The 25,081-nt window shown below is 40.7% G+C and carries 30 protein-coding genes and 1 tRNA gene; 14 read left to right on the plus strand and 17 right to left on the minus strand.

Annotated features, from left to right (window positions below):
- Positions 1-9 precede the first annotated feature (9 nt).
- Positions 10-618 carry an acyltransferase gene (locus tag EWV68_RS16405; protein ID WP_287170435.1) on the plus strand — a complete coding sequence of 203 codons (609 nt, stop codon included), beginning with the start codon at positions 10-12 and terminating at the stop codon, positions 616-618.
- Between the two features lie 183 nt (positions 619-801).
- Complete coding sequence (locus EWV68_RS16410) at positions 802-2,796, plus strand: ABC transporter ATP-binding protein/permease (RefSeq protein WP_287170436.1); 1,995 nt, start codon at positions 802-804, stop codon at positions 2,794-2,796.
- Between the two features lie 114 nt (positions 2,797-2,910).
- Here the strand turns inward: EWV68_RS16410 and EWV68_RS16415 are convergent, their stop codons facing one another.
- Positions 2,911-3,363: a porin gene (locus EWV68_RS16415; protein ID WP_287170437.1), complete on the minus strand. Its 453-nt coding sequence runs from the start codon at positions 3,361-3,363 to the stop codon at positions 2,911-2,913.
- Positions 3,364-3,416: 53 nt separating this feature from the next.
- Here EWV68_RS16415 and pyrE point away from each other — a divergent pair, with 53 nt between their 5' ends.
- The 5 genes from pyrE (at position 3,417) to nuoK (ending at position 7,510) form a co-directional block, all read left to right on the plus strand.
- Positions 3,417-4,106 carry an orotate phosphoribosyltransferase gene (gene pyrE, locus EWV68_RS16420; protein ID WP_002796350.1) on the plus strand — a complete coding sequence of 230 codons (690 nt, stop codon included), beginning with the start codon at positions 3,417-3,419 and terminating at the stop codon, positions 4,104-4,106.
- Positions 4,107-4,703: 597 nt separating this feature from the next.
- Entirely contained in the window at positions 4,704-5,822 is a 1,119-nt protein-coding gene (nuoH, locus tag EWV68_RS16425) for an NADH-quinone oxidoreductase subunit NuoH (protein WP_002762098.1), read from the plus strand.
- Positions 5,823-5,864: 42 nt separating this feature from the next.
- Positions 5,865-6,437: an NAD(P)H-quinone oxidoreductase subunit I gene (gene ndhI, locus EWV68_RS16430; protein ID WP_002733194.1), complete on the plus strand. Its 573-nt coding sequence runs from the start codon at positions 5,865-5,867 to the stop codon at positions 6,435-6,437.
- Positions 6,438-6,582: 145 nt separating this feature from the next.
- On the plus strand, positions 6,583-7,179 hold the full coding sequence (locus EWV68_RS16435; protein WP_002734810.1) for an NADH-quinone oxidoreductase subunit J: 597 nt from the start codon (positions 6,583-6,585) through the stop codon (positions 7,177-7,179).
- Positions 7,180-7,204: 25 nt separating this feature from the next.
- The gene (nuoK, locus tag EWV68_RS16440) at positions 7,205-7,510 is read left to right on the plus strand and encodes an NADH-quinone oxidoreductase subunit NuoK (RefSeq protein ID WP_197533180.1); all 306 of its coding nucleotides are present in this window, start codon (positions 7,205-7,207) and stop codon (positions 7,508-7,510) included.
- A 214-nt stretch (positions 7,511-7,724) separates the two neighbouring features.
- Here the strand turns inward: nuoK and lptC are convergent, their stop codons facing one another.
- Positions 7,725-8,873 (minus strand): LPS export ABC transporter periplasmic protein LptC, encoded by a 1,149-nt coding sequence (lptC, locus tag EWV68_RS16445; protein ID WP_061432410.1) that lies wholly within the window; start codon positions 8,871-8,873, stop codon positions 7,725-7,727.
- A gap of 76 nt (positions 8,874-8,949) precedes the next feature.
- The gene (locus EWV68_RS16450) at positions 8,950-10,140 is read right to left on the minus strand and encodes an HhoA/HhoB/HtrA family serine endopeptidase (protein WP_287170438.1); all 1,191 of its coding nucleotides are present in this window, start codon (positions 10,138-10,140) and stop codon (positions 8,950-8,952) included.
- Positions 10,141-10,526: 386 nt separating this feature from the next.
- On the opposite strand from EWV68_RS16450, the gene EWV68_RS16455 reads away from it, so the two are divergent.
- From EWV68_RS16455 to EWV68_RS16470, 4 genes are all read left to right on the plus strand, one after another.
- The gene (locus tag EWV68_RS16455) at positions 10,527-11,435 is read left to right on the plus strand and encodes an FkbM family methyltransferase (protein WP_147068703.1); all 909 of its coding nucleotides are present in this window, start codon (positions 10,527-10,529) and stop codon (positions 11,433-11,435) included.
- A gap of 102 nt (positions 11,436-11,537) precedes the next feature.
- On the plus strand, positions 11,538-12,875 hold the full coding sequence (locus EWV68_RS16460; protein ID WP_287170439.1) for a Mur ligase family protein: 1,338 nt from the start codon (positions 11,538-11,540) through the stop codon (positions 12,873-12,875).
- Positions 12,876-13,056: 181 nt separating this feature from the next.
- Positions 13,057-13,860 carry a type 1 glutamine amidotransferase gene (locus EWV68_RS16465; RefSeq protein WP_287170440.1) on the plus strand — a complete coding sequence of 268 codons (804 nt, stop codon included), beginning with the start codon at positions 13,057-13,059 and terminating at the stop codon, positions 13,858-13,860.
- A 76-nt stretch (positions 13,861-13,936) separates the two neighbouring features.
- Positions 13,937-14,857: a hypothetical protein gene (locus tag EWV68_RS16470; RefSeq protein WP_061432515.1), complete on the plus strand. Its 921-nt coding sequence runs from the start codon at positions 13,937-13,939 to the stop codon at positions 14,855-14,857.
- Here the strand turns inward: EWV68_RS16470 and EWV68_RS16475 are convergent.
- Positions 14,793-15,185 carry a cupin domain-containing protein gene (locus EWV68_RS16475; RefSeq protein WP_287170441.1) on the minus strand — a complete coding sequence of 131 codons (393 nt, stop codon included), beginning with the start codon at positions 15,183-15,185 and terminating at the stop codon, positions 14,793-14,795. The two genes, EWV68_RS16470 and EWV68_RS16475, sit on opposite strands and share 65 nt — an antisense overlap.
- A gap of 587 nt (positions 15,186-15,772) precedes the next feature.
- Here EWV68_RS16475 and EWV68_RS16480 point away from each other — a divergent pair.
- Positions 15,773-16,030: a hypothetical protein gene (locus EWV68_RS16480; RefSeq protein WP_159294073.1), complete on the plus strand. Its 258-nt coding sequence runs from the start codon at positions 15,773-15,775 to the stop codon at positions 16,028-16,030.
- Positions 16,031-16,123: 93 nt separating this feature from the next.
- Here EWV68_RS16480 and EWV68_RS16485 read toward each other — a convergent pair whose 3' ends face one another.
- The 10 genes from EWV68_RS16485 to EWV68_RS16530 form a co-directional block, all read right to left on the minus strand.
- Complete coding sequence (locus EWV68_RS16485; protein WP_287170442.1) at positions 16,124-16,549, minus strand: putative toxin-antitoxin system toxin component, PIN family; 426 nt, start codon at positions 16,547-16,549, stop codon at positions 16,124-16,126.
- Positions 16,527-16,763, minus strand: coding sequence for a type II toxin-antitoxin system VapB15 family antitoxin (gene vap15 / locus EWV68_RS16490; RefSeq protein ID WP_002762933.1), 237 nt, complete (start codon positions 16,761-16,763; stop codon positions 16,527-16,529). The genes EWV68_RS16485 and vap15 overlap by 23 nt, the downstream gene beginning before the upstream one ends.
- Before the next feature lie 109 nt (positions 16,764-16,872).
- On the minus strand, positions 16,873-17,070 hold the full coding sequence (locus EWV68_RS16495) for a hypothetical protein (RefSeq protein WP_249267830.1): 198 nt from the start codon (positions 17,068-17,070) through the stop codon (positions 16,873-16,875).
- Between the two features lie 56 nt (positions 17,071-17,126).
- Positions 17,127-17,432, minus strand: a complete 306-nt coding sequence (locus EWV68_RS16500) for a helix-turn-helix domain-containing protein (protein ID WP_002732780.1) — start codon at positions 17,430-17,432, stop codon at positions 17,127-17,129.
- A 95-nt stretch (positions 17,433-17,527) separates the two neighbouring features.
- Positions 17,528-17,803: a type II toxin-antitoxin system RelE/ParE family toxin gene (locus EWV68_RS16505; RefSeq protein WP_287170443.1), complete on the minus strand. Its 276-nt coding sequence runs from the start codon at positions 17,801-17,803 to the stop codon at positions 17,528-17,530.
- 434 nt (positions 17,804-18,237) lie between these two features.
- On the minus strand, positions 18,238-18,534 hold the full coding sequence (locus EWV68_RS16510; protein WP_002731911.1) for a helix-turn-helix domain-containing protein: 297 nt from the start codon (positions 18,532-18,534) through the stop codon (positions 18,238-18,240).
- Positions 18,527-18,919: a type II toxin-antitoxin system RelE/ParE family toxin gene (locus EWV68_RS16515; protein WP_002775262.1), complete on the minus strand. Its 393-nt coding sequence runs from the start codon at positions 18,917-18,919 to the stop codon at positions 18,527-18,529. Before EWV68_RS16515 ends, EWV68_RS16510 begins: the two co-directional genes overlap by 8 nt.
- Before the next feature lie 697 nt (positions 18,920-19,616).
- The gene (locus EWV68_RS16520; RefSeq protein ID WP_287170444.1) at positions 19,617-21,332 is read right to left on the minus strand and encodes a serine/threonine-protein kinase; all 1,716 of its coding nucleotides are present in this window, start codon (positions 21,330-21,332) and stop codon (positions 19,617-19,619) included.
- A gap of 198 nt (positions 21,333-21,530) precedes the next feature.
- On the minus strand, positions 21,531-21,851 hold the full coding sequence (locus EWV68_RS16525; RefSeq protein WP_002796305.1) for a hypothetical protein: 321 nt from the start codon (positions 21,849-21,851) through the stop codon (positions 21,531-21,533).
- A gap of 11 nt (positions 21,852-21,862) precedes the next feature.
- Positions 21,863-21,985 (minus strand): hypothetical protein, encoded by a 123-nt coding sequence (locus EWV68_RS16530; protein WP_002793566.1) that lies wholly within the window; start codon positions 21,983-21,985, stop codon positions 21,863-21,865.
- Positions 21,986-22,137: 152 nt separating this feature from the next.
- Between EWV68_RS16530 and EWV68_RS16535 the strand changes: the two genes are divergently transcribed.
- The gene (locus EWV68_RS16535) at positions 22,138-22,368 is read left to right on the plus strand and encodes a hypothetical protein (RefSeq protein ID WP_002775250.1); all 231 of its coding nucleotides are present in this window, start codon (positions 22,138-22,140) and stop codon (positions 22,366-22,368) included.
- Between the two features lie 128 nt (positions 22,369-22,496).
- Positions 22,497-22,628, plus strand: coding sequence for a ParE family toxin-like protein (locus tag EWV68_RS22125; protein WP_425184091.1), 132 nt, complete (start codon positions 22,497-22,499; stop codon positions 22,626-22,628).
- Positions 22,629-22,739: 111 nt separating this feature from the next.
- Here EWV68_RS22125 and EWV68_RS16545 read toward each other — a convergent pair whose 3' ends face one another.
- The 3 genes from EWV68_RS16545 to EWV68_RS16555 all read right to left on the minus strand — a co-directional run bounded on the left by EWV68_RS16545 (position 22,740) and on the right by EWV68_RS16555 (position 25,052).
- A complete protein-coding gene (locus EWV68_RS16545) occupies positions 22,740-24,164 on the minus strand; it encodes an AAA-like domain-containing protein (protein WP_287170445.1) in 1,425 nt (474 codons plus the stop codon).
- 192 nt (positions 24,165-24,356) lie between these two features.
- On the minus strand, positions 24,357-24,704 hold the full coding sequence (locus EWV68_RS16550) for a YkgJ family cysteine cluster protein (RefSeq protein ID WP_046662392.1): 348 nt from the start codon (positions 24,702-24,704) through the stop codon (positions 24,357-24,359).
- A 276-nt stretch (positions 24,705-24,980) separates the two neighbouring features.
- Positions 24,981-25,052, minus strand: a tRNA-Val gene (locus EWV68_RS16555).
- Positions 25,053-25,081: the final 29 nt, after the last annotated feature.

Below are 25,081 nucleotides of genomic sequence, written 5' to 3' on the forward strand. Positions count from 1 at the left end.
GAAAATATTATGTTTAACTTAAACCATAAATTATATTTATTAATTTCCAAATTCTTAGAAGAACAACAAAAAATCGAAAAACTCCAAAAACTGGCTGAAAGTGCAACGTTCGATAGTTCCGTAAAATTTTACGGAAATTGTGTAAATCATCAGAATGATAAAAGTTTAATTAAAATTGGAGAAAATAGAGTAATTCTCGGAGAATTAGCTATATTTCCTTATGGTGGAAAAATAGAAATAGGGAGAAATTGTTATATTGGTGAAGGAACTCGAATTAGATCAGCTACTTCTATCAAAATTGGAAACGAAGTTATAATTTCCGATGATGTCAGTATTTATGATACCGATGCTCATTCATTAAATTATGTTTTAAGACAGAAAGAATTTATGGAAGTACTCATTTTGAATAATCTGATTAAGGATGCTGAGGATGTTGATATACAATCTGCACCCGTGGTGATAGAAGATCATGTTTGGATTGGATTTAATGTTGCGATTCTTAAAGGGGTTACGATTGGGAAAGGGGCAATTATTGGAGCAGGTTCTGTTGTAACAAAAGATGTAGAACCTTTTACAATCGTTGCAGGTAATCCTGCCAAAATTATCAAACGATTATGAATCTGCTCCAATGCCTAAACAATAGGTTAATATTGATTCCTGATATGTAAAAAATCTAGAAAATAGTATTAATAGAATTTGTGATAATAATGCAGATTTTTATGGTATGCTGAATTGATGTCTAACTCAAGAGATAGACATTAAAAGTTCTAATGTCCCCCATTTTAGATCAAGGAGAATCCTATGAATGTTGCAGAAAAAGCCTCAGATACTATAAATCTCAAAGAAGATACCCGAACTTTCAATCAATCTCTTCAAGAATTTTTAAGATTTATTCAAGTTTATTGGTATCCAAAAGAACACCAGGATAGAGCTTTTTCGCAGATTATTCGTTCCTGGGGAATGCTCGTTTTATTGTTTTTCTTATTAGTGGGAGTAGTAAGTCTTAATGCGTTTAATAGTTTCGTTTTTAGAGACTTAATTAGCGTCACAGAAGCTAGAGATGCAGAACAATTAACTCATTTTGTCATCATTTATGGGATTACCCTAGGCAGCATGACGTTTTTCGGAGGATTGTCTAGGTTTCTTAAAAAACTAATTGCGCTGGATTGGTATCAATGGATAAATAATAGTATCTTGCAAAAATATTTTAAAAATCGTGCTTATTATCAAATCAATTTTAAAGGAGATATTGAAAATCCAGATCAACGTTTATCCCAAGAAATTCAACCCATCACCAGAACAACGATGGACTTTTTAACAACCTGCGTCGAAAAACTCATGGAGATGCTGGTTTTTATTGTCATCCTTTGGTCAATTTCTAAAACCATTTCTATAGTGCTTATGGTTTATACGATTATTGGAAATATTCTGGCTACCTATATTACTCAACAATTAAATAAAGTCAGTAAACAACAATTAGAAACCGAAGGAAACTATAAATACGCCATTACTCATGTTCGGACTCACGCCGAATCAATTGCATTTTTTAGAGGGGAAGAAAAAGAGTTAAATATTATTCAAAGGAAGTTCAATCAGGTGATTAAAATTATCATGGAAAAAATTAATTGGGAAAGAAACCAAGAATTTTTTAACCGAGGCTATGAATCCATTGTTCAAATCTTCCCCTTCTTAATTGTTTCCCCATTATATATTAGTGGTGAAATTGAGTTTGGACAAGTTAACCAAGCCAGCTATTGTTGCTATTTCTTTTCCACAGCCTTATCCGTGTTAGTGGATGAATTTGGACGCTCCGGTGAGTTTATTAATTATATTGAACGTTTAGAAGAGTTTTACCAAGCTTTAGAGGGTGTAAGCGAACAAACCAACCCAGTTAATACCATTAAAGTCATTGAAGATAACAATCTAGCTTTTGATGATGTCACCTTACAAACTCCCGATGCCGCTAAAGTGATTGTCGAACATTTATCCCTATCCGTTGAACCAGGGAAAGGTTTATTAATTGTTGGGCCAAGTGGTCGAGGAAAAAGTTCTCTTTTACGCGCTATTTCTGGGTTATGGAATACAGGTACAGGTCATTTGGTGCGACCTCCCCTCGACGATTTATTATTTTTACCCCAACGTCCTTACATCATTTTGGGAAACCTGCGCGAACAGCTAATTTATCCTCAAACGACAACGGAGATGAGTGAATCCCAATTAAAAGAAATCTTACAAGAAGTTAACCTGCAAGATGTTCTTAATCGCATCAAAAATTTTGATGAGGAAGTGGATTGGGAAAATATTTTATCTTTAGGAGAACAACAACGTCTAGCCTTTGCGCGACTATTCGTTAATCAGCCAGATTTTGTGATTTTAGATGAAGCCACCAGTGCTTTAGATTTAAAAAATGAAGATCATTTATATAAACAGTTACAACAAACTGGAAAGACCTTTATTAGTGTCGGACATCGAGAAAGTTTGTTTAACTACCATCAAAAGGTTTTGGAACTTTCCGAGGATTCTACTTGGCGTTTAATGAGGATGGCAGACTATCATCCATCAGCAGCGATTGCAACTCATACCAACAATGAGCAAACCGTTGATGAAACGATAGAAATTGTCTCTGAAATAAACAATCAAGACAATTTTACCCATCAAGAAATGCAAAAACTGACCAACTATAGCTTAAGTACCATCAAAAACAAAGCCCGTCGAGGTCAAACGATTGTTGCCAATGATGGCATGAGCTATCGTTATGACAAAACTCTTGATATTGCCAAATGGGTGAGAGTTTAGCTTCTCAAGGAGCTTCGATCGAACTTAAAAAGGCATCTTGCCGCAGTTCGGGAACCTTCAAAGAAGATTCTCGACCCATTACATTGTTCGCCAATTCCGAGTTGAATTGGCGAATTAAAAGCCGCCAGGACTTAAATAACTGGGATTTTCCTGTAGGGAAGTATCGAAGGGATTGGGTAAATCTTGGGTGCGAATTAAAGGCCCAGACTGTTGCTGTTGCATGACATCATAGTATAAAGTTTCGGTTAATTTGGCATCCCGGGTAATCATATTATCGAAATAGGAACCTTGCATAAAAGTACGCCAACCAAAAAGAGAGTTGAACTGTCCTAAAATGTTGGTGTAGTCGTAGAAACGACCCGTATTGTTATTAACAGCGCGGTTAAACAAACCGGGAATATTATTAAATCCCACCGCCGTATCGGGAGAGGGGACAAGTTGCAATTGTTGGGTTTTTACCGGTGCAGGATTGGTGTCGGGTGAACTTTCGGCGATCGCGCTAGGCGGACTCAACCAGACTAAACCGGTTAAACAAAACAGGGAAGGAAGTAAAAATTGAGCGCGCATGGCTAAACATCTCCTCACAGGGATAGGGTTAATTAAAAAATCGCGTCAATGGGATGAGAAAGAAATCAATACTAGCGATCGAGTCAATATATAATGACTTTTGGCTCAATTGTAACCGAAATTTTGGAGTCAGTCAGGCTCCCAATCCTGAAAATATGGCTAATTCCTCGGTAGCGAATCTCGATACTGCTTCCCTGCGTCAATTTCTCCTCGATGCTCTTGTCCGTCTTGCCTATGGAGAGGGGGATTTCACCCTGTCTTCAGGACAAAAAAGCAGCTACTATATCAACGGCAAACAAGTTACCCTCACTGCTGAGGGAGCTTTAGCCGTGGGGCGTTTATTGCTGTCGCTACTGCCTCCAGATACCCAAGCGGTGGCAGGATTAACCCTAGGGGCGGATCCGATTGTCAGCGCCGTTATTGTGGTATCTGCCTACGAAAATCGCCCAATTCCAGCTTTAATCGTCCGCAAAGAGGCAAAAGGTCACGGTACTATGGCTTATATCGAGGGGCCGACTTTAAACCCCGGTGCCGCGGTGGTTGTCCTCGAAGACGTGGTGACAACGGGCAAAAGTGCCATGGTAGCGGTAGAAAGATTACGGGATGCCGGTTATCAAGTAGATTTAATCATTGCTTTGGTGGATAGAGAGCAAGGAGGGGCGGAATTTTACCAATCTCAGGGAATAAAGTTTCAAGCTTTGTTTTCGATTCGGGATCTACAGGCGGCTTATCATAATAAATAGGGTTTGCGGCAAAAAGTTTTTCCTGGTGGCAGGGTGTGGGGTGTGGGGTGTGGGGTGTGGGGTTTTACCAGTTTTGAGGTGGCCAATTACCTAATTTTCAGGGAAAAGTCCAGGGATTTTCCCCCTGATCACTCCCATGCCTGGTACTTTTTGATTGACAAAAAGTCTAAAAGTCTTACCCAACAAGGTTTTTAGATTTTTTCAGCCTACCCTAAATAGCGGGGAGTGGCCAGAAACGCTCGATAACCGGGTTTTAAAAGTCGGTAAAACTTATCGGACAAAAGACCAGAGAGCGGCTTTAACTGCCTAAACGGTAAGTTATCTAGATTTTTTTCCTGTGAATAATTGGTAACTAACTGAGGTTGTCGGCGCTAAGAAACAGATGAGAACATTGATAGATTCAGAGTCTAACTATTGACTAATACCTATTCTCGGACGGGGAATCAAGATTGCTTGACTCTCTTGGCTGCTAATGAGTTGAAGCCTTTGTCACTTTACTGATAACCCTCAGACCGACTAACTGTATACTAGGCTATAAGATTTGCTTAAAAATCTTCAGACCATGCCGAACTATCGACAGTACAGCGATCGCCAAATATGAATCAAGGCATAGATTTACAAGAAAGTTTCATTAAATCCCTAACAGACCTGGGATTAAGTGGAGGACTGGCTAAAGCGATTTGGATGCCTTTACCCATGTTCCTGATGATTATAGCCGCCACAGTGGGGGTTTTAGTCTGCGTCTGGTTAGAAAGAAAAATTTCCGCCGCCGTCCAACAGCGTATCGGGCCGGAATACGCAGGCCCCTTGGGCGTTTTACAACCGGTCGCCGACGGTCTGAAATTAGTCTTTAAAGAAGATGTCGTCCCCGCTAAGGCTGACCCTTGGTTATTCCTCTTCGGGCCGATTTTGGTGGTGATGCCGGTGTTTGTCTCCTACCTCATCGTCCCCTTCGGTCAAAATCTGGTGATTACTGACCTAAACGTGGGAATCTTTTTATGGATTTCCTTGTCCAGTATTGCCCCCATTGGTTTATTAATGGCGGGTTATGCCTCCAATAATAAGTATTCCTTGCTGGGAGGCCTGCGGGCGGCGGCGCAATCGATTAGTTATGAAATTCCTTTGGCTTTATCGGTATTAGCGATCGCGATGATGTCTAATAGTCTCAGTACCATTGATATTGTCGAACAACAATCCGGTTATGGCATTTTAGGCTGGAATATCTGGCGCCAACCGGTGGGTTTTCTGATTTTCTGGATTGCCGCTTTAGCTGAGTGTGAACGTCTGCCTTTCGATTTACCAGAAGCGGAGGAGGAATTAGTCGCCGGTTATCAAACCGAATACGCGGGGATGAAATTCGCTCTCTTTTATGTGGGTTCCTACGTTAACCTCGTGCTGTCGGCCCTAGTTTTCGCAGTCCTCTATCTTGGTGGTTGGGAATTTCCTATCCCCGTCAATGCTTTGGCCGGCTGGTTGGGAGTTAGTGAAACCAATCCTTGGCTACAAATTATCACCGCTTCCCTAGGGATTACGATGACAGTATTAAAGGCCTATTTCCTCATCTTCATCGCTATTCTCTTGCGTTGGACTGTACCCCGGGTTCGCATTGACCAATTACTCGATTTAGGCTGGAAATTCCTCTTACCGGTATCTTTAGTTAACTTACTACTTACCGCCGCCCTAAAACTAGCTTTTCCCTTTGCTTTTGGCGGTTAATTCCCGTTTTTGCCCTGTTAACCTACTACCCCTCTGACCATCATGTTTAACATCCTCAAACAAGTCAGCGATTACGCCAAAGGTAGCATTCAAGCGGCGAAATACATCGGCGAAGGTTTATCCGTTACCTTTGATCATATGCGTCGTCGTCCGATTACCGTCCAGTATCCCTACGAAAAGTTAATTCCCTCGGAACGTTATCGGGGTAGAATTCACTTTGAGTTCGATAAATGTATCGCTTGTGAAGTCTGTGTGCGAGTTTGTCCGATTAATTTACCAGTAGTGGATTGGACTTTTAACAAGGAAATTAAAAAGAAAGAACTCAAACACTACAGTATCGATTTTGGGGTCTGTATTTTCTGCGGCAATTGTGTGGAATACTGTCCGACTAATTGCCTATCGATGACCGAAGAATACGAACTAGCGACCTATGATCGTCATGAATTAAACTATGATAACGTCGCCCTAGGCCGTTTACCCTACAAAGTCACCCAAGATCCGATGGTAACACCTCTGAGGGAATTAGGTTATCTGCCTAAAGGTGTCATCGAACCCCACGATTTACCCGCCGGTAGTCAACGCGCCGGTAAACGTCCGGAAGAAATTACCGATTAATTAGCAGTTAGCTATCAGCCGTCACGGTTTTTAGGTAGGAGAATTGCCAGATTCTGTCTTTTGCCTCTTGCCTGTTGCCTCTTGCCTTCAGAAGCTGATAACTAATAATTAATAACTCTCAAACATAAAAGGAGATGAAACTACTGTGAATTTAGCCGAGGGCGTTCAAATAGTATCTTTTGGCATTTTAGCAGCCCTAGTAATCGGGACAGCTTTAGGCGTGGTACTATTATCTAATATCGTTTATTCCGCCTTTTTATTGGGCGGTGTTTTTATCAGCATTTCCGGTTTATATCTCTTACTAAATGCTGATTTTGTAGCGGCGGCACAAATTCTAATTTATGTGGGTGCAATTAACGTTTTAATTCTCTTTGCCATTATGCTTGTTAACAAGCAAGAGGACTTTTCTGATATTCCTAAACGTTGGATTCGTCAGGCATCTACAGCTTTAGTTTGTGTGGGTTTATTTGTGCTGTTATCGACCATGGTTTTAATCACGCCTTGGTCAATTTCTAGCACTTCTCCCGCAGTAGTGACTAATACTTTAGTAGAAATCGGTAAGCATTTCTTTAGTGATTTCTTGCTACCCTTTGAATTAGCTTCCGTGCTATTATTAATGGCCATGGTCGGAGCAATTATTTTAGCTCGTCGTGACCTTATCCCCACCCTAAAAGCTGAAGAACCTACGGCCACAGCTTTAACATTACCCGAACGACCTAGAGAATTAACCGCCCCTAAATAGGACAAAAGAAAGAGGTATCATGCAGATTCAGTTAGAGTATTATTTGTTATTAGCGGCGGCTTTGTTTTGTATCGGAATTTACGGTTTAGTCACCAGTCGCAATGCCGTCCGGGTTTTAATGTCGATCGAATTGATGCTCAATTCCGTTAACATTAACTTAATGGGTTTTTCCAACTATCTTGACCCCGCTAATATCCGAGGCCAAATTTTTACTATTTTCGTGATTACCGTAGCGGCAGCCGAGGCAGCCGTGGGTTTAGCGATTATCCTGACTATCTATCGTAACCGCGACACGATCGATATGGAACAGTTTAATCTGCTCAAATGGTAAGCTTTTAAATAGGGTTTGCTGAATAAATCTAAAAACCTTGTTGGATAAGGTTTTTAAACTTTTTTTCCCTCAAAAATTGCCGACCATTGGGGTGAACCCCACACCCCACACCCCACACCCTGTCCCCACGAAAAACTTTTTCAGCAAACCCTAAATATTTACCCCCCCTCTCTCCCTTTTCTGGGGAGAGTTTTTTTTGGTTAATTTTTCCCTGTTAACGAGGATAAATCTCAGTAACAACTCGATCGGGGGAGCTACTGGTAACAACAATGTTATTATCTTCTAAAGTGCCGATCGCTTTATCGCCAGTAAGATTAAATTTTGGCTCCTGTTGTTCATAGATAATATTCCCCTCGGCCTCGACAATTTTTTCCGACATTTTCCAAGTTAAGATCTGACTATACAATTGCGCCCCAGTTTTCTGATTAATTCCCTTAACCCCATCCTTGAGATAAGCGATACGATTGCCTAATTCCACCACCACACGATTACCAGTAATAGTGATTTGATCTTGATATTGAAAAATTTCCGTGGGGCGATCGGAAGTTAAGGTACGATTTTGATAGTTCCAAATTGCCTGAGAACCAGAAATCTGTAAAGGTGGTTCTAAAGAGCGATATTCGAGGTTTTCTTGCAGGATAACCTGATTATTTTTTCTTTCCCAACGACCGCCGATAGCAGTAAGGCGATCGATAATAGTTTTATCAATATAGCGATCAAAAGCGACTTTTTGATCGGTACTAATGACCTGTTGAGGAATTTCCCAGTACAGGCGCTCGGTTTGCAGGACAACACGGGATTCCTTGGCGGTAGCCACCACTTGACCTTGTAATTCTAGTTTTTCTTGGCGCGTGTCGTAGCGTCCTTGGCGCGCCTTAGCTTCTAGTTGTAGATGACTACCTTTGATCCCTTTGGAGGAGATTAAAATACCCTCCTTAGGTAGCCAACGCAATTCCGGCGCGTTAATAATGGCCTTATTGCGGGGATCTACAGCCACAATATTATCTTTGAGGAGAATTTCCTGGCCTTCCTTGTAAACTTCACCGCGGTCAGCACTAACCTGTAAAACCACTTTCCCATCTTGATAGATATTACCCTTGATATTTTCCAGACGGGCGATTTTTTGGTCTTGGGTGTAGGTAGCTTTTTTGACCTGAATTTTCCAGAGGGGTTGTCCGGAGGGGTTAGCCTGTTCTAAGGTGGCATTATTGAGAATTAAGCGGCCAGTTTCTTCAATTTTAGGCGATTCTGTCGGCGAAATTTTCGGCGGATCGGGAGGTTGACAGGCCGTTAATCCCAGCAAACCGATTAGAAGGGCAGCCCCGCGCCCAATTGATAATTTTAATTGTAACCGCTGCCTCAATTTCGATCGCTCCGCTGCTATTTTCTCTCCTCCCAGTGTAGGGTAAGGGGTCGCCCCTTGACCGGTTGAAAGTAGTTCACTCGCTAGTTTTGCTGGGAAAAACCCCCGGTTGAACGGTGAGAGTTTGTTGTTTACCCCTGCGGTTAATCTCGATTTCCAGATTACCACCGATCGCACTGGTTTCTACACCTTGCTGCACATCGGCGGCGGTTTTAACGGGGTTTCCTGCCACAGTTTCGATGATATCACCCGCTTGCATTCCGGCTTTTTGAGCGGGGGAATTTTCCACCACTCGCAGGACGATTACCCCTTCATTTTGGTCAATATTAAAGTTTAATTCTTTAGTTTCGTTCAATTGCTGCCGTAATTCTGGGTTTAGCGTCACCATGTGGATACCGATGTAGGGATGTTCCGCTTTACCCTTGCTAGATAACTGTCCCGCCACTTTTTGGGCGGTTTCGATGGGAATGGCAAACCCTAAACCCTGGGCATCGGCCCGAATTGCCGTATTAATGCCGATAACTTCCCCCTTGGCGTTTAGCAACGGGCCGCCGGAATTGCCGGGGTTAATAGCGGCATCGGTTTGGATAAAACGAACCCGTTTATCGGGAACCCCCACTTCGCTGCTAGTCCGGCCCAAGGCACTAATAATGCCCACCGTAACCGTATTATCTAAGCCCAGGGGATTGCCAATAGCGATCGCCCACTCCCCGGGGGTTAAAGTTTCGGCCTTGCCAAAAGTCACCGTCGGTAAATTTTTCGCCTCGATTTTCACCAAGGCCACATCGGTCATATTGTCAACCCCCAGGACTTTACCCTGATAGGTTTGACCGTTTTTCAGAGTCACTTTTACTTGGGTTGTCCCTTCCACCACATGGGCATTAGTTAAAAGTAGTCCATATGTACTAATAATAAACCCGGAACCGGTTCCCCGTTCCAAATGCTCCCTGGGAATCGGCACTTCATTGCCAAAAAAGCGCCGAAAAAAGGGCTGTTTAAATTCTTCGGGAATTTGGTCGGCCACTTCCCGGGCCGAGTCAATCCGCACCACCGCCGGCCCGACTTTCTGCACGGCCTGGGCGATAAAATTGACATTGCCGTCGGTTTGGGGAATAACAGGGAGAGAGAGGGAAGCGGGGAGGATTGCCGGCGGTTTATTTACCTCTAGGGGCTCTTTTCTGCTTAAATACTGATTTCCTAGTACACCCACAGTACCGCCTAGGGCGAGTAATCCCAGTGAAATCCCCAATCTTGTCAATAAACCCATAAGCTCTAGCCCTAAAATGTCGTGTGCGGTAGAATCGGCGCCAAACTTACCTACAATTATAGGCTGTCTTTTTCAAAGACGAACCCCTGGGGCAGATAAAGGCTTTTTATATTTGATGGCAGTGGCAATCACTTTGATTAAGCTTTTCTCCTAAAGGTGAAGTGTAACCTATATTTGGCATCGTCTCCGCGCTCTGGTCTGCTTACTCCCCAAAAGGAAAATTTCGTATTCTACTATTAGGATAACCGCTGTAAGAATACTTCCCTGTAATCAAGTGGCTAAAACTTAACTCAGATGCTACATTTTCTGGAAATCTATTGGCTTTAAATATTGACAAAATTCTCGAAGCGTAATATGATGTTTTCAAATATTTCAAGGCTGAGTTTATGAATGATAATTTAAAGCTGGTTAATACACCTGAAGGTAAATTTTATTGTCTCGATCAGAAGATGGCTAACTTATTGGAAAATCTGCGAGATTTGGCGAGTGCTTATCCCGGAATCGACGATAAAATGATTCATCCGGGGGATGTTTGCTTTGATATTGGTGCCAATATTGGCACTTTTTCAACTTTGGCAGCCCGTTTATCATCCCCTCAAGGCCGAGTATTTGCCTTTGAGCCTTGTCCAGAAACTCATCAAATTCTCTTGGAAAACCTGCGATTGAATAATGTTTCACATTTAGTACAAGTACAAACTGATGTTATTAGTGATACTCAAAAAAATTTTTCTATAAAAAAAGCCCCTAAAAACATGGGAGCTACCCGCTTTATTGAATCATCAGAGGTCGAGGGAGAACTATTTACTTCCACAACCTTAGATTTTTGGATAGAAAATAATTTGCATCTGAAACAATGTGATTTTATTAAAATAGATGTGGAAGGAATGGAGATTAAAGTTCTTCAGGGAGCCAGGAAGACCTTAAAACAGTATCACCCCATTTTATATATTGAAGTTTGTTTACCCCATTACGAAAAATATGGATTTAAAATCGAGCAATTGCAAGAATTTTTAGCAGAAATTGGCTACCATTTCTTTCGTTATTTCGCTCCTGCGCCTTTTCTCACTAGCGATCTACGTCGCCTTCATTCTCTTAACCAAGGTTCTTATTTTTATAATTTAATTGCCATTCACCCTAGCAGTCCTCGCTATCCTCAAAAATACAATTCTACACAAGAAGCTTTCCTGTTTATGATTCAGGAAAAATCAACAATTACTTATAGTGAATTACGCAGAAAATTTCCGATAAGAACTACAATTAAAAAACTTGTTAGGGGAGAAAAAACGCCAGAATAAACTGAGATTTACCTCAACTGCGAGAGGAATTAGGGAACTTACCCCGTTTACCGGTCTTCTTTTAGGGGTAAAATCACGAAACAGCTATGAGAATCTCAGTTCATGCAATTGTTTGATCGCATCCGTTTAGGGATAGCCGTAGCGGTGGCTAAAACCGTTACTGCTGTGGTTAAAGGACTCCGTTTAGGGGCTGCCAGCGTCTTGCCGGGGGAAATTGCCCGTCGTCTCCATCCCCGTTTGTTACCCCTACTCTGTGGGCAAGTCCGAGGGGGGGTAATCTTGGTGGTTGGCACGAATGGAAAAACTACCACTTCCCTACTCCTAAGAACTATTCTAGAGCGTCAGGGGGCAAAAGTCACCCATAATACCACCGGGGCAAATTTAATTAATGGTTTAATCACTGCTTTATTAGCCGATGCTAATTTATTCGGCACTTTAAAGGCTGATTATGCCATTTTAGAAGTGGATGAAAATATTCTCCCTTTGGTTTTAAAAGATTGTCGTCCTCGCGCTATTTTAGCTCTCAATTTGTTTCGCGATCAACTCGATCGCTATGGGGAAGTGGATACAATTAGTCGCCGTTGGCAAGGGGCCATATCTCCCCTACCCACCGATACTTTAGTGATTCTCAATGCTGATGATCCGACTCTTTCCCATTTGGGTCAACAACTGCCCCAAAGAGTTGTATATTTTGGCTTAAGTGAGCCGGAATTATATCTAGAAGAAATTCCCCACGCTGTCGATTCTATTTACTGTCCTAAATGTGGTGCTTCTTTGGATTATCGCGGGGTTTATCTCTCCCATTTAGGGGATTTTAGTTGTCCTAGTTGCGGCTTTAAAAAGAGTAATCCTGCTTTTCATAGTCACGATTGGCCGCAGATATTAATCGGTGTTTATAATAAATATAATACTTTGGCGGCGGGTTTAGTAGCCCAGGAATTGGGGATTAAAGATCGAGAAATTTTTGAGACAGTTCAGGGTTTTAAAGCGGCTTTTGGTCGAGCGGAAGAATTAGAAATTGAGGGTAAAAAAGTTAGGATTTTACTATCTAAAAATCCCGTGGGTATGAATGAAACAATTCGCGCAGTGGCTGATATTTTACAGAAAGAAAAGTCCTCGACTACTCTCTTAGTTCTCAATGATCGCATCCCCGACGGGACGGATGTTTCTTGGATTTGGGATGTGGATACGGAAAAATTAACCCGTTTGGGAACAACTTTAGTAGTAACGGGCGATCGACTTTATGACATGGCTTTACGCTTACAATATAGTCAGGATAGTCTCGCTTATCCCGTTAATTTAATTGTTGAATCCGAGCTAAAAAAAGCGCTCCAAATTGCCCTTAATAACACCAAAAATGAGGAAACTTTACATATTTTACCCACCTATTCTGCTATGTTAGAAGTACGAGAGATTCTCACGGGACGAAAGATTTTGTAGAAATTAGAAAAGAGTGAAGATTGGTGTTAGGTGTTGGTGTGGTCACTGCGTGCGCCTTGCGGGGGGTTTTAGGGTGTTAGGGTTTTAGTTGAAATTCCCCACTTCCCCACTTCCCCACTTCCCCACTTCCCCACTTCCCCACTTCCCCATTCCCCCATTTCCCCATTTCCCCTAAGAAATTATGCAAGAACTAGAACTAAAAATCGGCTGGTTATATCCGACCTTAATGAGTACCTACGGCGATCGAGGTAATGTTATTACTATTCAAAGAAGATGTCAATGGCGTGATATTCCTGTGACAATTATTCCCCTAGATGCTCAAACAGAAGCCGAGACATTTTATCAAGTAGATATAATTGTTGGGGGTGGGGCGCAGGATCGGCAACAGGAGATCGTTATGCGCGATTTACAGGGGAAAAAAGCGGCGGCAATGAAAGAACAATTATCGACAGGAATACCGGGAGTTTTTACCTGTGGTTCCCCACAATTATTAGGTCATTATTACGAACCGGCTTTCGGTCAAAGAATCGAAGGATTAGGATTATTAGACCTAGTAAGTAAACATCCTGGTCCCAATGCAAAACGCTGTATCGGTAACGTGGTTTTTGAAATTACTGCCTCTCCTTTAGCGGAGGAAATTAAAGCTATGACTGGGGAAAAACCGCTAGTAATTGGCTTTGAAAATCACGGGGGTCGTACCTATTTACAGACCGTTTCTCCCTTGGGAAAGGTGATTACTGGCTACGGAAATAACGGAGAGGATGGTTATGAAGGGGCATTTTACCACAATGCGATCGCTACCTATGCCCACGGTCCCTTACTACCCAAAAATCCCTTTTTAGCTGATTGGTTAATCCAAAAAGCTTTAGAACAAAAGTATCAAAAACCGATTTTTTTAACAAAACTTGATGATTCTCTGGCCTTGAAGGCACGATTTGCCATGTTTGAACGACTAGAACTAACCGGCGTGACCAATAAAGCCTAAACTGGTCATATACACTTATGGCAGGAGATAGTCAAACTAGCCATTAAGAATTTTAATTGTGGCAGCTTATGAAATTATGACTGGAAAAATTATCGATCGTCAAACGGCGGGGTTTCTCGTCCTCATCATTCCCCTAGCGGTGCTAATCATCCTTGTTTTTACCGCTTGGCCATTGATCCTACTTGTCTTCTTCTTAACTCTGGCAGTCAAGGTGTGGCAAGACTATCGCTGGTCAAAATTATCGACGGTGATTAACCCCTATTTCAATCAACTTTTACAGGACAATCAAGGTTGTCTCACCCCGATTGACCTATCGGCAAAAGCCAATCTCACGGCCAAATTAGCCAGACAATTTTTAGACAAAAAAGCTGAGGAATTTGGGGCGCAAAAAAAAGCTGTAGGCGATCAGGGTATGGCCTATTACTTTATCACCGCCAGTACCTTGGGTAGTATTTTTGATGAGAGTGACCCCTCTTTAGAACAAATAGGGGAAAAACAAATTCCTGCGATTACTGCATCGAGATTCCCTCGGACCAATTTAGAGCAATCGCAGGAGACTAAATCCCCCCTGATTGTCGCAGAGAAGAGCGAAAATTCCGTCCCAGAGGTTCCTGTTATTTCCTCCTCCCAACCTCTGACTAATTTAGGTAAATTATTTGAGGAAAAAGAGGAAGAAAATACCGCAGCGATCGCTGTTCAAGAAACGGTAATTCAAGAACCGGAGGAGATAATTAATCCTAGTTTGAACAGTCCTGACAGTTCTTTATCCCAATCAGAATCAGAAGTTAGGGAAGAATCTCTAACCACTGTATCTGAAACCATCTCATCGATGAGTTTGGCGGATTTGGCTAAACGTTTAGGAGTTACCCCAGCCGTTTTGGGTAGAAACAAAAAAAATAAATCGGAAGCAGAATTTGCCGATTGGAGTCGCATCAGAGATCCCGATGGTATTGCTTGGAAATTTGACGCAAAAAACTCCCTATTTGTGGCCAACTGATAGATAAATTTGTTTGGTTTTCTAGACAGGCTCCCTGCCTGTCTTTTTTGGCGCTACGTCCGACCCCTGTTTCATCTACAAAATTGCCTTCAAGCACCAAAATCTCTTCACCACCGGGATGTCCATGCAGCGGGAAAAAACCACCGGGATAGAATCGAGTCAGCATTGTTACTGGATGATCCTGGATTTCATGGTCAGACTCGAAACAGCCAAACCAAATTCCAGTAAAGTTTGTCTGAAACCAAGTTAATGATGTGGGAAGCACAGATAGGCGGCTTAGTAGGTTTACGTGAACTTTTTGGGGTTTCCACAGAGATTGAGCAGTCATCTTTCCTGAATTTTTTTTTTCGTCGAAAAATTATTTGGCATTATTCTTCTACCTCAGAATACTATGTAAGCAGTTATGCCTTCAAGTTTCCGAGTTCATCTACTCTCATTAAGTGGGTGGGTGGAGTCAAATATAAGATGAACGTAGGTTGGGTTGAAGCATGAAACCTAACTCCTGCATGGGTTACGCTACCGCTAACCCATCCTTGTATATTGAGAGAGGTGGTAGACCGTCCCAACCTTGGTCGGAAAAGACCGCTTCGTAGTACGCTCTTGTAGTGGACTGTTTCAATTAAAATAGGGCAATAGATTTCGGCTTAAAGTCTTAGATTATAGAATTTATAGCATTTTTCTAATACACCAAATTAACTGAAACAGTCCAGTAGGGTGCGTTAGTGATAGCGTAACGCACCAATTTTCTTAAGATGGTGCGTTACGGCGCGATCATAATTTAATTATTAACAAATTTCCTTTAAATACGCGCAAACACACACCCTACAAGCTGATTTAAGAGAAGTAGAATCCTTTATTTAGTCAATAAGTTAACATATAATTGAGTTAAGACATTCTCATTCAACAATTTTCCCTATGGCACAAGCTCAGGAACCGAACGATAAAAATTATGAAGTGGAGCGTCAATTGAGGAGTCTTAATCGGTGCCTGGAGCGTCTGGAAGATACCCAAGTGACAGGAAGAGAGCTAAACCGGAGTTTTGATCGAGTCTATGAGGAAATTGATCATCTTGAAGATAAAGTTGATCGGCTTCAATCGAATTTTGAAGAGTTTCGTGATGAGATTAACCAAAAATTAGATACGATTTTACAACATATTACGGGCATCAATTAAATTGACAGCGATCATCAATAAAGTATTATCGTAGGTTGGGTTAAACGATAGTGAAACCCAACACTTTTAAATAATTGAGTTAGGTTTCGTTCCTCAACCCAATCTACAGATTACTAAAAATTGTTGATAAGTAACAATTTTAGTTATTCCAAATTGTTGCAAAATTAATAAATGTTGATCGCCTGTAATTAAAAAGTCAGCTTGACTATCTTTGGCTAAGGCTAAAAGGTAGTTATCTTTAGCGTTTCTACAGATATTAATTTTTGATTTAGTCTCAATACATAACCCAATTATGCTTAAAAGCTCAAGTAATTCTTGAACTTTACTTTGGGGAAAATGCTTTTGTAATTTTGGTCTTTTGGTAACAAGGTTAATTTCATTAAGTAGCTGTGGAGAAAAAATCGGCACAAGAGTTTTTTCAATCAGTAGATATTTTAAACCAGCTAACTGTTTACCAATAAGAAAGCTAATCCAAAGGTTAGTATCAATAATAACTTTAATCGGTGGCTTGTTGTCCATAAATTTCAGCCCTAACTTCCTCCACTTCTTCGGTAATTGTCTCTAGGGAAAGCTCATCAGTTTTAAAGGTTTCTAGAAGTTGGGTTAATTTTTGATTTAAAGTTTCTTTTTCGAGTTCTTTACTGAGTTTTATTTTGTCACTTTCTGGGAGTTGTTTAACCAAATCTAAAATCTGGTCAAAGTTTAAGGTTAGTTGGTAAGTTTTTTGGTTCATTTTCTCAAATTATTGTTTATTGATAAAGTTTAATTGCTCGCAGTGCATACTCAAAACAACGTTCCCGAATATCTATTTGTTTCTTCTATTCTTTTTGATAATTCATAATTCATAATTCAAAAGAAAGGTCTGGTTCAGCCTCTATACAACCGATAAAGTCAGACCAATCTTCTGTTCGCTGCTCTTTCATTTCCTGTGGGTTGGGAGAATATCGTTTTTTGAGAATATCTACAAGTTCAAGAATAGTCTGTTGTGCGTCGGGGGGAAGGGACGCAATATCTTCTTCAATTGTTTCTAGGTTTATCATTGTCATTGTTTAAATGCGCGACAGCTTATTCTCATTGTAGCAAATTACTGAAACAATTAGGCTGAAACTAATTCAAATTTAACCTTTATTTTTAGGGCTGTAGCGATGAGATTTAGCAACAAAAAAGAGTTTCCTTCATAGTCAGCATTTTCTAAGGCTTCAATAATAGATTCATCAGTATTAATTAATTCTGCTAAAGCTTTTGTTGAAAGATGATGTGTTTCCTTAATCTTAAATATTTTTCTGGCTACTTCGTCATCAATACGAGCCTTTTCTAATTCTAATTGACGTTCTGGATTATTAGCATAATAACGTTGGTAAAGAATTTGTAAGCCATCGGCTGTCGTTTGGTGTGTATTCATATCAACTCCTGAAAATAGGTGTGTAATTCGGGATTTTTTTCAAATTTAGCTTTGTTTTTAATTGCTTGCTCGATTTCCAGTGGTAGAACTTCTTTTTATTTAATTATACCATGAGAAATGACCACAGCTTTGTTTTTATAAAAGAAATAAAGAATTCTATAATTTATTCCTTTAAAATTAACTCTCAATTCATAAATTTTGTCCCGCAAAAAGTATGCTTCTGGTCTGCGTAATTCATATCCTAGTTCTGCCAGTCTTTGTAATTTGATAAAGCATTTGTTGTGAGCTTTGCCAAGAAGACTATCAAGCCATTCTATAATTGGTATATTACCTCTTTCATCTTGGTAAAAAATAAGTTGTATTTTTGGCATATTAAAGCTTTTATATATGTGAGTTTTCTAACAAATGATAAATTAAATAGTGTCAAGTATCGAGTTCCCCAAAAGCTGATGTTTCCGTGAGCAAAACTCCTAAAATTAGACTTGACAAAAGACCTGAGATCGTTATATTCTACAGGTAACAAGCTTTTAAACGAGAGAGCCACGCCCCACGCACCAATTATATCATTCATTCTACCTGAATATCAAACAAGAACTAGAAACCTGTTACTAGGGAGAGATTACTGCGGGGGGATATTCGGTAGCAGTTAAATAATCATAATAAAAACCACAGAGGACACAGTGGCGGCTCTTGTCGGGTGCGTTAGTGATAGCGTAACACACCAATTTTCTTAAGATGGTGCGTTACGGCGCGGTAATAGTTTAATTATTAACAAATCTCCTTTAAATACGCGCAAACACGCACCCTACAAGCTACTAACAAGGCTCATTTTGACTCGTTGATTAAGGGCAGTGGCAATTTTTTGTAGCATTATTAGGGGATTGTCTTGATAGTCAGCGTCTTCTAGATCTTCAATAACGGATTGCTCAACATGGATTAGGTCGGCTAGTTGTTGTTGAGTTAATCCAGCATTCATACGAGCGTCATAAATCAATTGTGCGATTTCTGAGTTGAGGGATTCTAGGGCAATTTGTTCTTTGATTGTGGGATCGTCTGCAATCATTTGGTGAATGATTTTTACGGCATCTGTGGTTTTAGGCATTGTTTATTTCTCCTTGATAAGTATGAAGTTCTGGATTTTGTTTAAATTGTGCTTTTCTTTGGATAATTCTCTCGATGTCTTGTGAGGGAACGGCGGAAGTTTTTTTGATAAGAGCATGACCAATAATTGCTATATTTTGACCATGATAAAAATAGAGGATTCGATATTGTATGGTTCCCTGTTTGGCTCTAAGCTCCCAGATATCATTTCTGAGATAATCGGCAGCAGGGCGGCGCAGTTCATGACCTTGTGCGGCAAGTTGTTCGATTTTGGTTATACATTTGGCAAATCCTTTTTTATCAGTTTTGAGTAATTTCTGAAGCCACTCAACAACGGGTGAGATGCCTTCTGCTTCTTGATAAAAGATGATTTTTGTCTTTGGCACGTTTCTTTTGAAATAGTATGCGATGAAAAATCAATAAATGTAATCAGGTGATGGTGATGGGTATCGAATTGCTGGATAGCTCATAACCTCGTTGAAAAGAATTATGCGATCGCCCCTTGTTTATCCCCTAAATTAAACTTAGAAATTCCGCGATAATAGACATCAACATCGTTAAGTATCGAGTTCCCCAAAAGCTGATGTTTACGGGAGCAAAATCCCTCAAATTAGACTTGACAAAAAACCTGAGATCGTTATATTCTACAGGTTACAAGCTTTTACACGAAAGAGCCACACCCCACGCACCAATTCTATCATTCATTCTGCCTGAATATCAAACAGGAACTAGAAACCTGTTACTAGGGAGAGATTACTGCGGGGGGATATTCGGTAGCAGTTAAATAATCATAATAAAAACCACTCCAGACACAGTAGCGGCTCTTGTAGTGGACTGTTTCAACTAAAATAGGGCAATAGATTTCGGCTTAAAGTCTTAGATTATAGAATTTATAGCATTTTTCTAATACACCAAATTAGCTGAAACAGTCCAGTAGGGTGCGTTAGTGATAGCGTAACGCACCAATTTTCTTAAGATGGTGCGTTACGGCGCGATCATAGTTTAATTATTAACAAATTTCCTTTAAGTACGCGCCTAACGCACCCTACAAGCTACTTAACGGTGTTAACTCCCTACAAGAATTTAATTGGAAACACCTAATTCTTTTAGTCTATCCAGAGAGTTTTGATACCAGGTTTGATTATTTTGTTGTCGATGAAGTTGGGATGCTTGGCGAAAATCCTTAATTGCCTTTTCATTGTCATTTAATTCTTTGTATATTAAACCGCGATTATAGTAGGGAACAGCAAAGTCAGGATTGAGTTTAATTGCTTGATTGTAGTCGGCAATCGCCCCTTGTTTATCTCCTAAATTATACTTAGCCCATCCGCGATTATTGTAGGGAAAAGCAAAGTTGGGATTGAGTTTTATCGCTTGATTGTAGTCCGCAATCGCCCCTTGTTTATCTCCTAAATTATACTTAGCCCATCCGCGATTATTGTAGAAATCAGCATCATCAGGATTGATTTGAATTGCTTGATTGTAGTCCTTGATCGCTCCTAGTTTATCTCCTAAATTAGACTTAGCACTTCCGCGATCATAGTAGGCATTAGCATAGTCAGGATTGATTTGAATTGCTTGATTAAAGTCCTTGATAGCCCCTTGATTATCTCCTAAATTATACTTATCAACTCCATTATTATAGTAGGCTACAGCATCGTCAGAATTGGGTTTGATCGCTTGATTTTGATCCGCAATCGCCCCTTGATTATCTCCTAAATTATAATTGCCTATACTGTAAATTGCTAGTCCGATCACCCCCCCAAATACAATCATCCCAATGCCGTTATATAGCCATTTACGTCTAGTTATTCCTGATGGATTCTTAATTTTTCTCTGAGGAGGAGGTGAAACGGGGGGAGGTTGTACTACAGTTCTACTTGAAGGAGGATTATTCAACACTGTCAGAACTTCTGAAGCTGATTGATAGCGCTGACTAGACTTATCTTCTAACATCTTGTTGAGGAGATTCGCTAAAAAATCACTAATTGATCTTTTTTGAGATTTTAATACCGATTGCCATAACCATCGCCGCTGATTCACATCATAGACCGAATCAGGCAAATTACTGTTACTTTGGGGGAAACATCCTGTTAATAAACGGACACAGGTAGCGGCTAAACTATATAAATCACTAGCGGCGACTGCACTGCCCATGATATGTTCATAAGCAGCATAACCCGGAGTATATAAACCTGTCCCCATTTGGGAGGTTTGCTCTTTAATTCCCCCAAAATCAATTAACATCAATTTACCGTCACTCCGACGACGCATCAGATTATCCGGTTTGATGTCACGATGGATCAATCCTTTAGAATGGAGATAGACAAGGACTGGTAATAATTGCTGTAATATTTCCTTGATTTTCTGTTCACTAAATCTTCCTTCTCTTTGATACTCTTGAAGCAGGGTTTCTCCTTCAATAAACTCCTGCACTAAATAGAGGGAGTTCCCCTGAGAGAAATAATCATAAACGGTGGGAATTTGTTCGTGTTTTAATTCGTCTAATTTTTCCGCTTCTCTTTGAAATAACTCCTTAGACTTCTCCAGAGCAGCTCCCTGCATTTGAGCAATAAATTTTTTAATAACCCGGGGTTTGCGATTAAAATTCAAGTCCTTAGCTTGATAAGTTCTACCGAATGCGCCTTCGCCTAATACTCCGACAATGAGATAACGGCTATGAAAAGAATATGATTGGCTAGTTTGGCTTAAATTTCCGCCACATCCTTGACAATAGCTATAATGAGTCGGATTTTGAGGATGGGAACATTCGGGATTGAGACAGTAGAGGATACTCATAAATCATCTGGAGAAATTTGATTAAGTACCTAAAAAAAATTGATGATCTCATTGAGAGAAGATGTGTAGGCTCCCTTAAGCGGTCACAAATCCCGTCAAAAAACCAAAATTAACAATCCGCCGTAACGCACCAATTCTATCATTAATTCTACCTGAATATCAAACAGCAACTAGAAGCCTGTTCCGCGGCAGTGGGAGTTAGGGGTTGCTAACAGGGGGAACAGTGATGACAAAGCGGATGACAGTTCCGATAACTGCTGTTGCCAAGATGGTGATTAATGCCCAAATTTGGGCTTTCTGGGAGCCTTTAATCTCTTTTAGATCACCTTGTAAGGTGTTGAATTCTCCCTGTAATGCCTTGAGATCTCCCTTGACTTCGGCCTCGAATCTGACTTGAACAATCCTGATCTCTGTGACATCTTTCTGGAGCGCGTCTAGCTTCTGATTGGTCTCTTTAAGATTCTGATTAATCTGGTCTAGGATTTTTCCTAAATCGGTTTCGATGGTGAGGCCGCTCATGGGTTAGACTCCTAATTAATTGGTGCTGTTGTTTCTGACTTAGATTTCAGTGTTTGAACAAATTGTAAAACTTTTTGTTGCTTTTCCGGTGTCAGTTCTCGCCATTGTTTAAGTATTTCTTCTTCTTTACCCATAAATACCTCGCTCTTCAATTATGAATTGTTTGGTTTTGAGCAAGGCTCATTAATAAAAACCACTCCAGACACAGAGGAAACAAAGATCATATCATTTTGGGTTTGCGGTGGACGTTGTAGAATAGAGAAAACCTAATGCGCTGATAGATGCTATGCCCTCTCCTGCTATTACCACGATCATCAAGATGGTTGAGTCTCTGCCTGATGAGCTTCAAGAGCAGTTAGTAGAGTATGTTCGAGCTTATATTGCAGAAATTGAAGAAGAAAAACGATGGGATCAGTCGTTTAAACAGACGAAGAATAATCTAGTCGCAGCAGCACGGAAAGCCAAAGAAGAGATTGCGGCAGGATTGTCCGCACCGATGGATTATGAGCAGCTATGAATTCCGCGACATTGCCCTCATTTTGGCAGAAGTATCGCGACTTGAAACCAGCAGTCAAAGCCGGAGCCAGGAAAGCATATCGGTTATGGGTAGAGAATCCGTTTCATCCATCGTGACATTTTAAGTGTATTGACAGCGACGAAGATATTTGGTCAGTGCGTGTAACGAAGAGTCATCGAGCTTTGGGAGTGCTGTCAGGGGATACAGTGAACTGGTTTTGGATTGGCGATCATGATGAGTACGAAAAGTTTTATTCGTAAAACAGAGGAACTACAAGCCTATTCCACTCGAACTTTAAAAACCCCCTTGCCACTCTCCTATACTTTTTAAACAGGATTTAGTATCACTCCCTCATAATGACATTCGATAAACTAGATAGCATAGCGACTTTTTTCGGAAGTATCAAAGTGAGCAAGCGTAATTTTTTTGGCGAGGATAGAAGTTTTTCGAGGCAAAAAAACAGAACGTTGCCGGAAATATTCGCCAAAATATTGACGGTAGAGAGGACAACTGACTCGGCAAAACTTACCTTGTCGGTGAATCAGTCCGAGACTTTCTAGGTGAAAAGCCGCCATTAAATCGATTTGTATGTCTTTTTCCGCCATCACCACCTTAGCAAAGATAGCCGCTAAATTGCCCTTTAAGTATTGCAGATGCCAAAGTAAACGTTTAAGATGGCCAGCAAAAATATTATTTTCCTCGCCGATAGAAGTAGCCAAAATGCTTTCTAGGCTACAATTACCCCGAGCAAGATGATAGCAAGCAAGACGAATTAAATAGGGATTACCCCCTAGAAATATCCGTAATTTTTCGCAGTCAAAATTCTGATCTAATCCCTGTCTTTGACTTAATTCTCGTACTTGTGCGCTGGTAAAATTAGGCAATTCGATCGGTAAACCAAGACTAAAAGGAGATTGATAGATATCTGAGGTTTTATCAAGCTCCTGTGCAGGGGAATAGGCAACAATTAAACGTAATTTTTGCCAGAGAGGTTTGTTTTTGCCTTCCTCGTGCCAGAGGTGCAGAATACTAAAAAATTCTTCCCTTAGCTGTGGATAGGGTAAAAGATATTCAAGATCATCAAAGGCAATCACTAAAGGGCGATCGAGATGGGAGAGAATATGCTTTTCTAGATAGATTTTACAGTTAATTTTACCCCCCAGGAAGTCATCCCAATCCTCTGGGAGATGATTGTCTAAATCTAACTGGCGACTAATACTAACACAAAGCCAACGCAGCCAGTGATTTAAATCTTGAAAAATTGAGCTTTCTGCTAACCGAAAACTGAAATAAAGGGTATGGTATTGCTGTTGTTGAGCATAATTAATAATTCTGGCCATCAGGGAGGTTTTTCCCATTTTTCTGGGTGCGTTAATCCGGATAAGACTCCCCCCGCGCAATATCTCTTGATAACAAGTCTGTTCTAGATTATTTCTGTTGATATACAAGGGGGAATCGAGGGGGACTTGTCCCTCTGGTAATTCAGCCAATAGTTGAGGATTAATAGTGTTAGTTTCTGGTAGGTTAGGACGATAATAATCGCTATTTTCTAAAGTTAAATTAAAAGCTTGAAAACAATGTTTCAGGGTTTGTTTATCCACTCCCGATTCACAAGCAAATACCTTCATCAGAGTATCTACCCCTAAAAGAGTTTTCTCGCTGAGGACTTCTAGGGTGAAACGATGACCGCGATTATGCCGATATTCCGCTTCTTGTTTAGCAGTAAGTAATTTTTCTAGTCCCGTGGTGGTGAGGATAACCCCGCGTCTGCGGCGCTGTTTTTCCAGTTTTTCCATGATAGTTTTTCCCTGTCCTGAACTCAAACTCTGCACCTCTAGTAGAGGTTTCGAGTTTCCTATAGACTTCTCCTCAACAGGGAAACAATCAATTCCGTAATTTTACTGGTTTAGCCATTGAGAAGCTAGGGAAAATAACCAGACCACTTATTTTGTTCCCCGTCTGAGTTATTTCTGGGATAGGGGTAAATCTTAGCCTACTTGCTGACGATAGCTATTCATTTCTAGGCTATCTTCCCCATAAAGATCCTCAATGTGTTCATGACAACAATCGATCGCAAATTGCTCAAATTCTCCCGGTTCAATTTGATACATTTTGGCAAAAATATCGGGTTGAACACGACAAAATTCTGGTCTCTGGTCATAAATGGTACAGAGACGGGTTTGGCGATCAAAGTTTATACACCAACCTTCTTCCCCCACCATGCTGAGATATTGACTTAATTGTGCGGGAGTCAGATATTCTTCTAAGTCAGGACGCTCATCGGGATTTAGTTGACAACAAGCTCCACAATTTTTAATACATTTCCAATTGGCCATATATAGCGTTTTTCAGTCTGCTGAGGTACAAAAGTTATGGGTTTTAGGCAAAAGGCAAGAGGCAAAAGGCAAAGGGGAAGAAAAACAGGTGTACCTCACTAGCTTAGGAAACGCTATAACTGGTGTGCCACGATGAATTAATCCTAGTACCTACTGACTAGCTTACTAGCAAATAGTCGCAATTTTGCCTTCCAGCAGCAATTACCCTCAATAGTTTTAATCTAAACCGGCGGGCGATCGGGAGTGAGAGCTTGACTAGGCAAGGATCGAATAAAATGGGCGTTGTAAGGGTCGAACTTACGGCATCCTGCTTGTAAGGCAGGCGCTCTACCACTGAGCTAAACGCCCGAATCAATTTCGTACTTTCTCAGTATAAC

The organism is Microcystis sp. M_QC_C_20170808_M9Col (assembly GCF_007095495.1).
In the GTDB taxonomy this organism is placed as follows: domain Bacteria; phylum Cyanobacteriota; class Cyanobacteriia; order Cyanobacteriales; family Microcystaceae; genus Microcystis; species Microcystis aeruginosa.

Bases quoted from the DNA above. Each gene is read 5' to 3' on its own strand.
- EWV68_RS16405 (WP_287170435.1), top strand. From the start codon at position 10: ATGTTTAACTTAAACCATAAATTATATTTATTAATTTCCAAATTCTTA.
- EWV68_RS16410 (WP_287170436.1), top strand. From the start codon at position 802: ATGAATGTTGCAGAAAAAGCCTCAGATACTATAAATCTCAAAGAAGAT.
- EWV68_RS16415 (WP_287170437.1), bottom strand. From the start codon at position 3,363: ATGCGCGCTCAATTTTTACTTCCTTCCCTGTTTTGTTTAACCGGTTTA.
- pyrE (WP_002796350.1), top strand. From the start codon at position 3,417: ATGAGAAAGAAATCAATACTAGCGATCGAGTCAATATATAATGACTTT.
- nuoH (WP_002762098.1), top strand. From the start codon at position 4,704: ATGAATCAAGGCATAGATTTACAAGAAAGTTTCATTAAATCCCTAACA.
- ndhI (WP_002733194.1), top strand. From the start codon at position 5,865: ATGTTTAACATCCTCAAACAAGTCAGCGATTACGCCAAAGGTAGCATT.
- EWV68_RS16450 (WP_287170438.1), bottom strand. From the start codon at position 10,140: ATGGGTTTATTGACAAGATTGGGGATTTCACTGGGATTACTCGCCCTA.
- EWV68_RS16455 (WP_147068703.1), top strand. From the start codon at position 10,527: ATGAATGATAATTTAAAGCTGGTTAATACACCTGAAGGTAAATTTTAT.
- EWV68_RS16460 (WP_287170439.1), top strand. From the start codon at position 11,538: ATGCAATTGTTTGATCGCATCCGTTTAGGGATAGCCGTAGCGGTGGCT.
- EWV68_RS16465 (WP_287170440.1), top strand. From the start codon at position 13,057: ATGCAAGAACTAGAACTAAAAATCGGCTGGTTATATCCGACCTTAATG.
- EWV68_RS16470 (WP_061432515.1), top strand. From the start codon at position 13,937: ATGACTGGAAAAATTATCGATCGTCAAACGGCGGGGTTTCTCGTCCTC.
- EWV68_RS16475 (WP_287170441.1), bottom strand. From the start codon at position 15,185: ATGACTGCTCAATCTCTGTGGAAACCCCAAAAAGTTCACGTAAACCTA.
- EWV68_RS16480 (WP_159294073.1), top strand. From the start codon at position 15,773: ATGGCACAAGCTCAGGAACCGAACGATAAAAATTATGAAGTGGAGCGT.
- EWV68_RS16485 (WP_287170442.1), bottom strand. From the start codon at position 16,549: ATGGACAACAAGCCACCGATTAAAGTTATTATTGATACTAACCTTTGG.
- vap15 (WP_002762933.1), bottom strand. From the start codon at position 16,763: ATGAACCAAAAAACTTACCAACTAACCTTAAACTTTGACCAGATTTTA.
- EWV68_RS16495 (WP_249267830.1), bottom strand. From the start codon at position 17,070: ATGATAAACCTAGAAACAATTGAAGAAGATATTGCGTCCCTTCCCCCC.
- EWV68_RS16500 (WP_002732780.1), bottom strand. From the start codon at position 17,432: ATGAATACACACCAAACGACAGCCGATGGCTTACAAATTCTTTACCAA.
- EWV68_RS16505 (WP_287170443.1), bottom strand. From the start codon at position 17,803: ATGCCAAAAATACAACTTATTTTTTACCAAGATGAAAGAGGTAATATA.
- EWV68_RS16510 (WP_002731911.1), bottom strand. From the start codon at position 18,534: ATGCCTAAAACCACAGATGCCGTAAAAATCATTCACCAAATGATTGCA.
- EWV68_RS16520 (WP_287170444.1), bottom strand. From the start codon at position 21,332: ATGAGTATCCTCTACTGTCTCAATCCCGAATGTTCCCATCCTCAAAAT.
- EWV68_RS16525 (WP_002796305.1), bottom strand. From the start codon at position 21,851: ATGAGCGGCCTCACCATCGAAACCGATTTAGGAAAAATCCTAGACCAG.
- EWV68_RS16530 (WP_002793566.1), bottom strand. From the start codon at position 21,985: ATGGGTAAAGAAGAAGAAATACTTAAACAATGGCGAGAACTGACACCG.
- EWV68_RS16535 (WP_002775250.1), top strand. From the start codon at position 22,138: ATGCCCTCTCCTGCTATTACCACGATCATCAAGATGGTTGAGTCTCTG.
- EWV68_RS16545 (WP_287170445.1), bottom strand. From the start codon at position 24,164: ATGGAAAAACTGGAAAAACAGCGCCGCAGACGCGGGGTTATCCTCACC.
- EWV68_RS16550 (WP_046662392.1), bottom strand. From the start codon at position 24,704: ATGGCCAATTGGAAATGTATTAAAAATTGTGGAGCTTGTTGTCAACTA.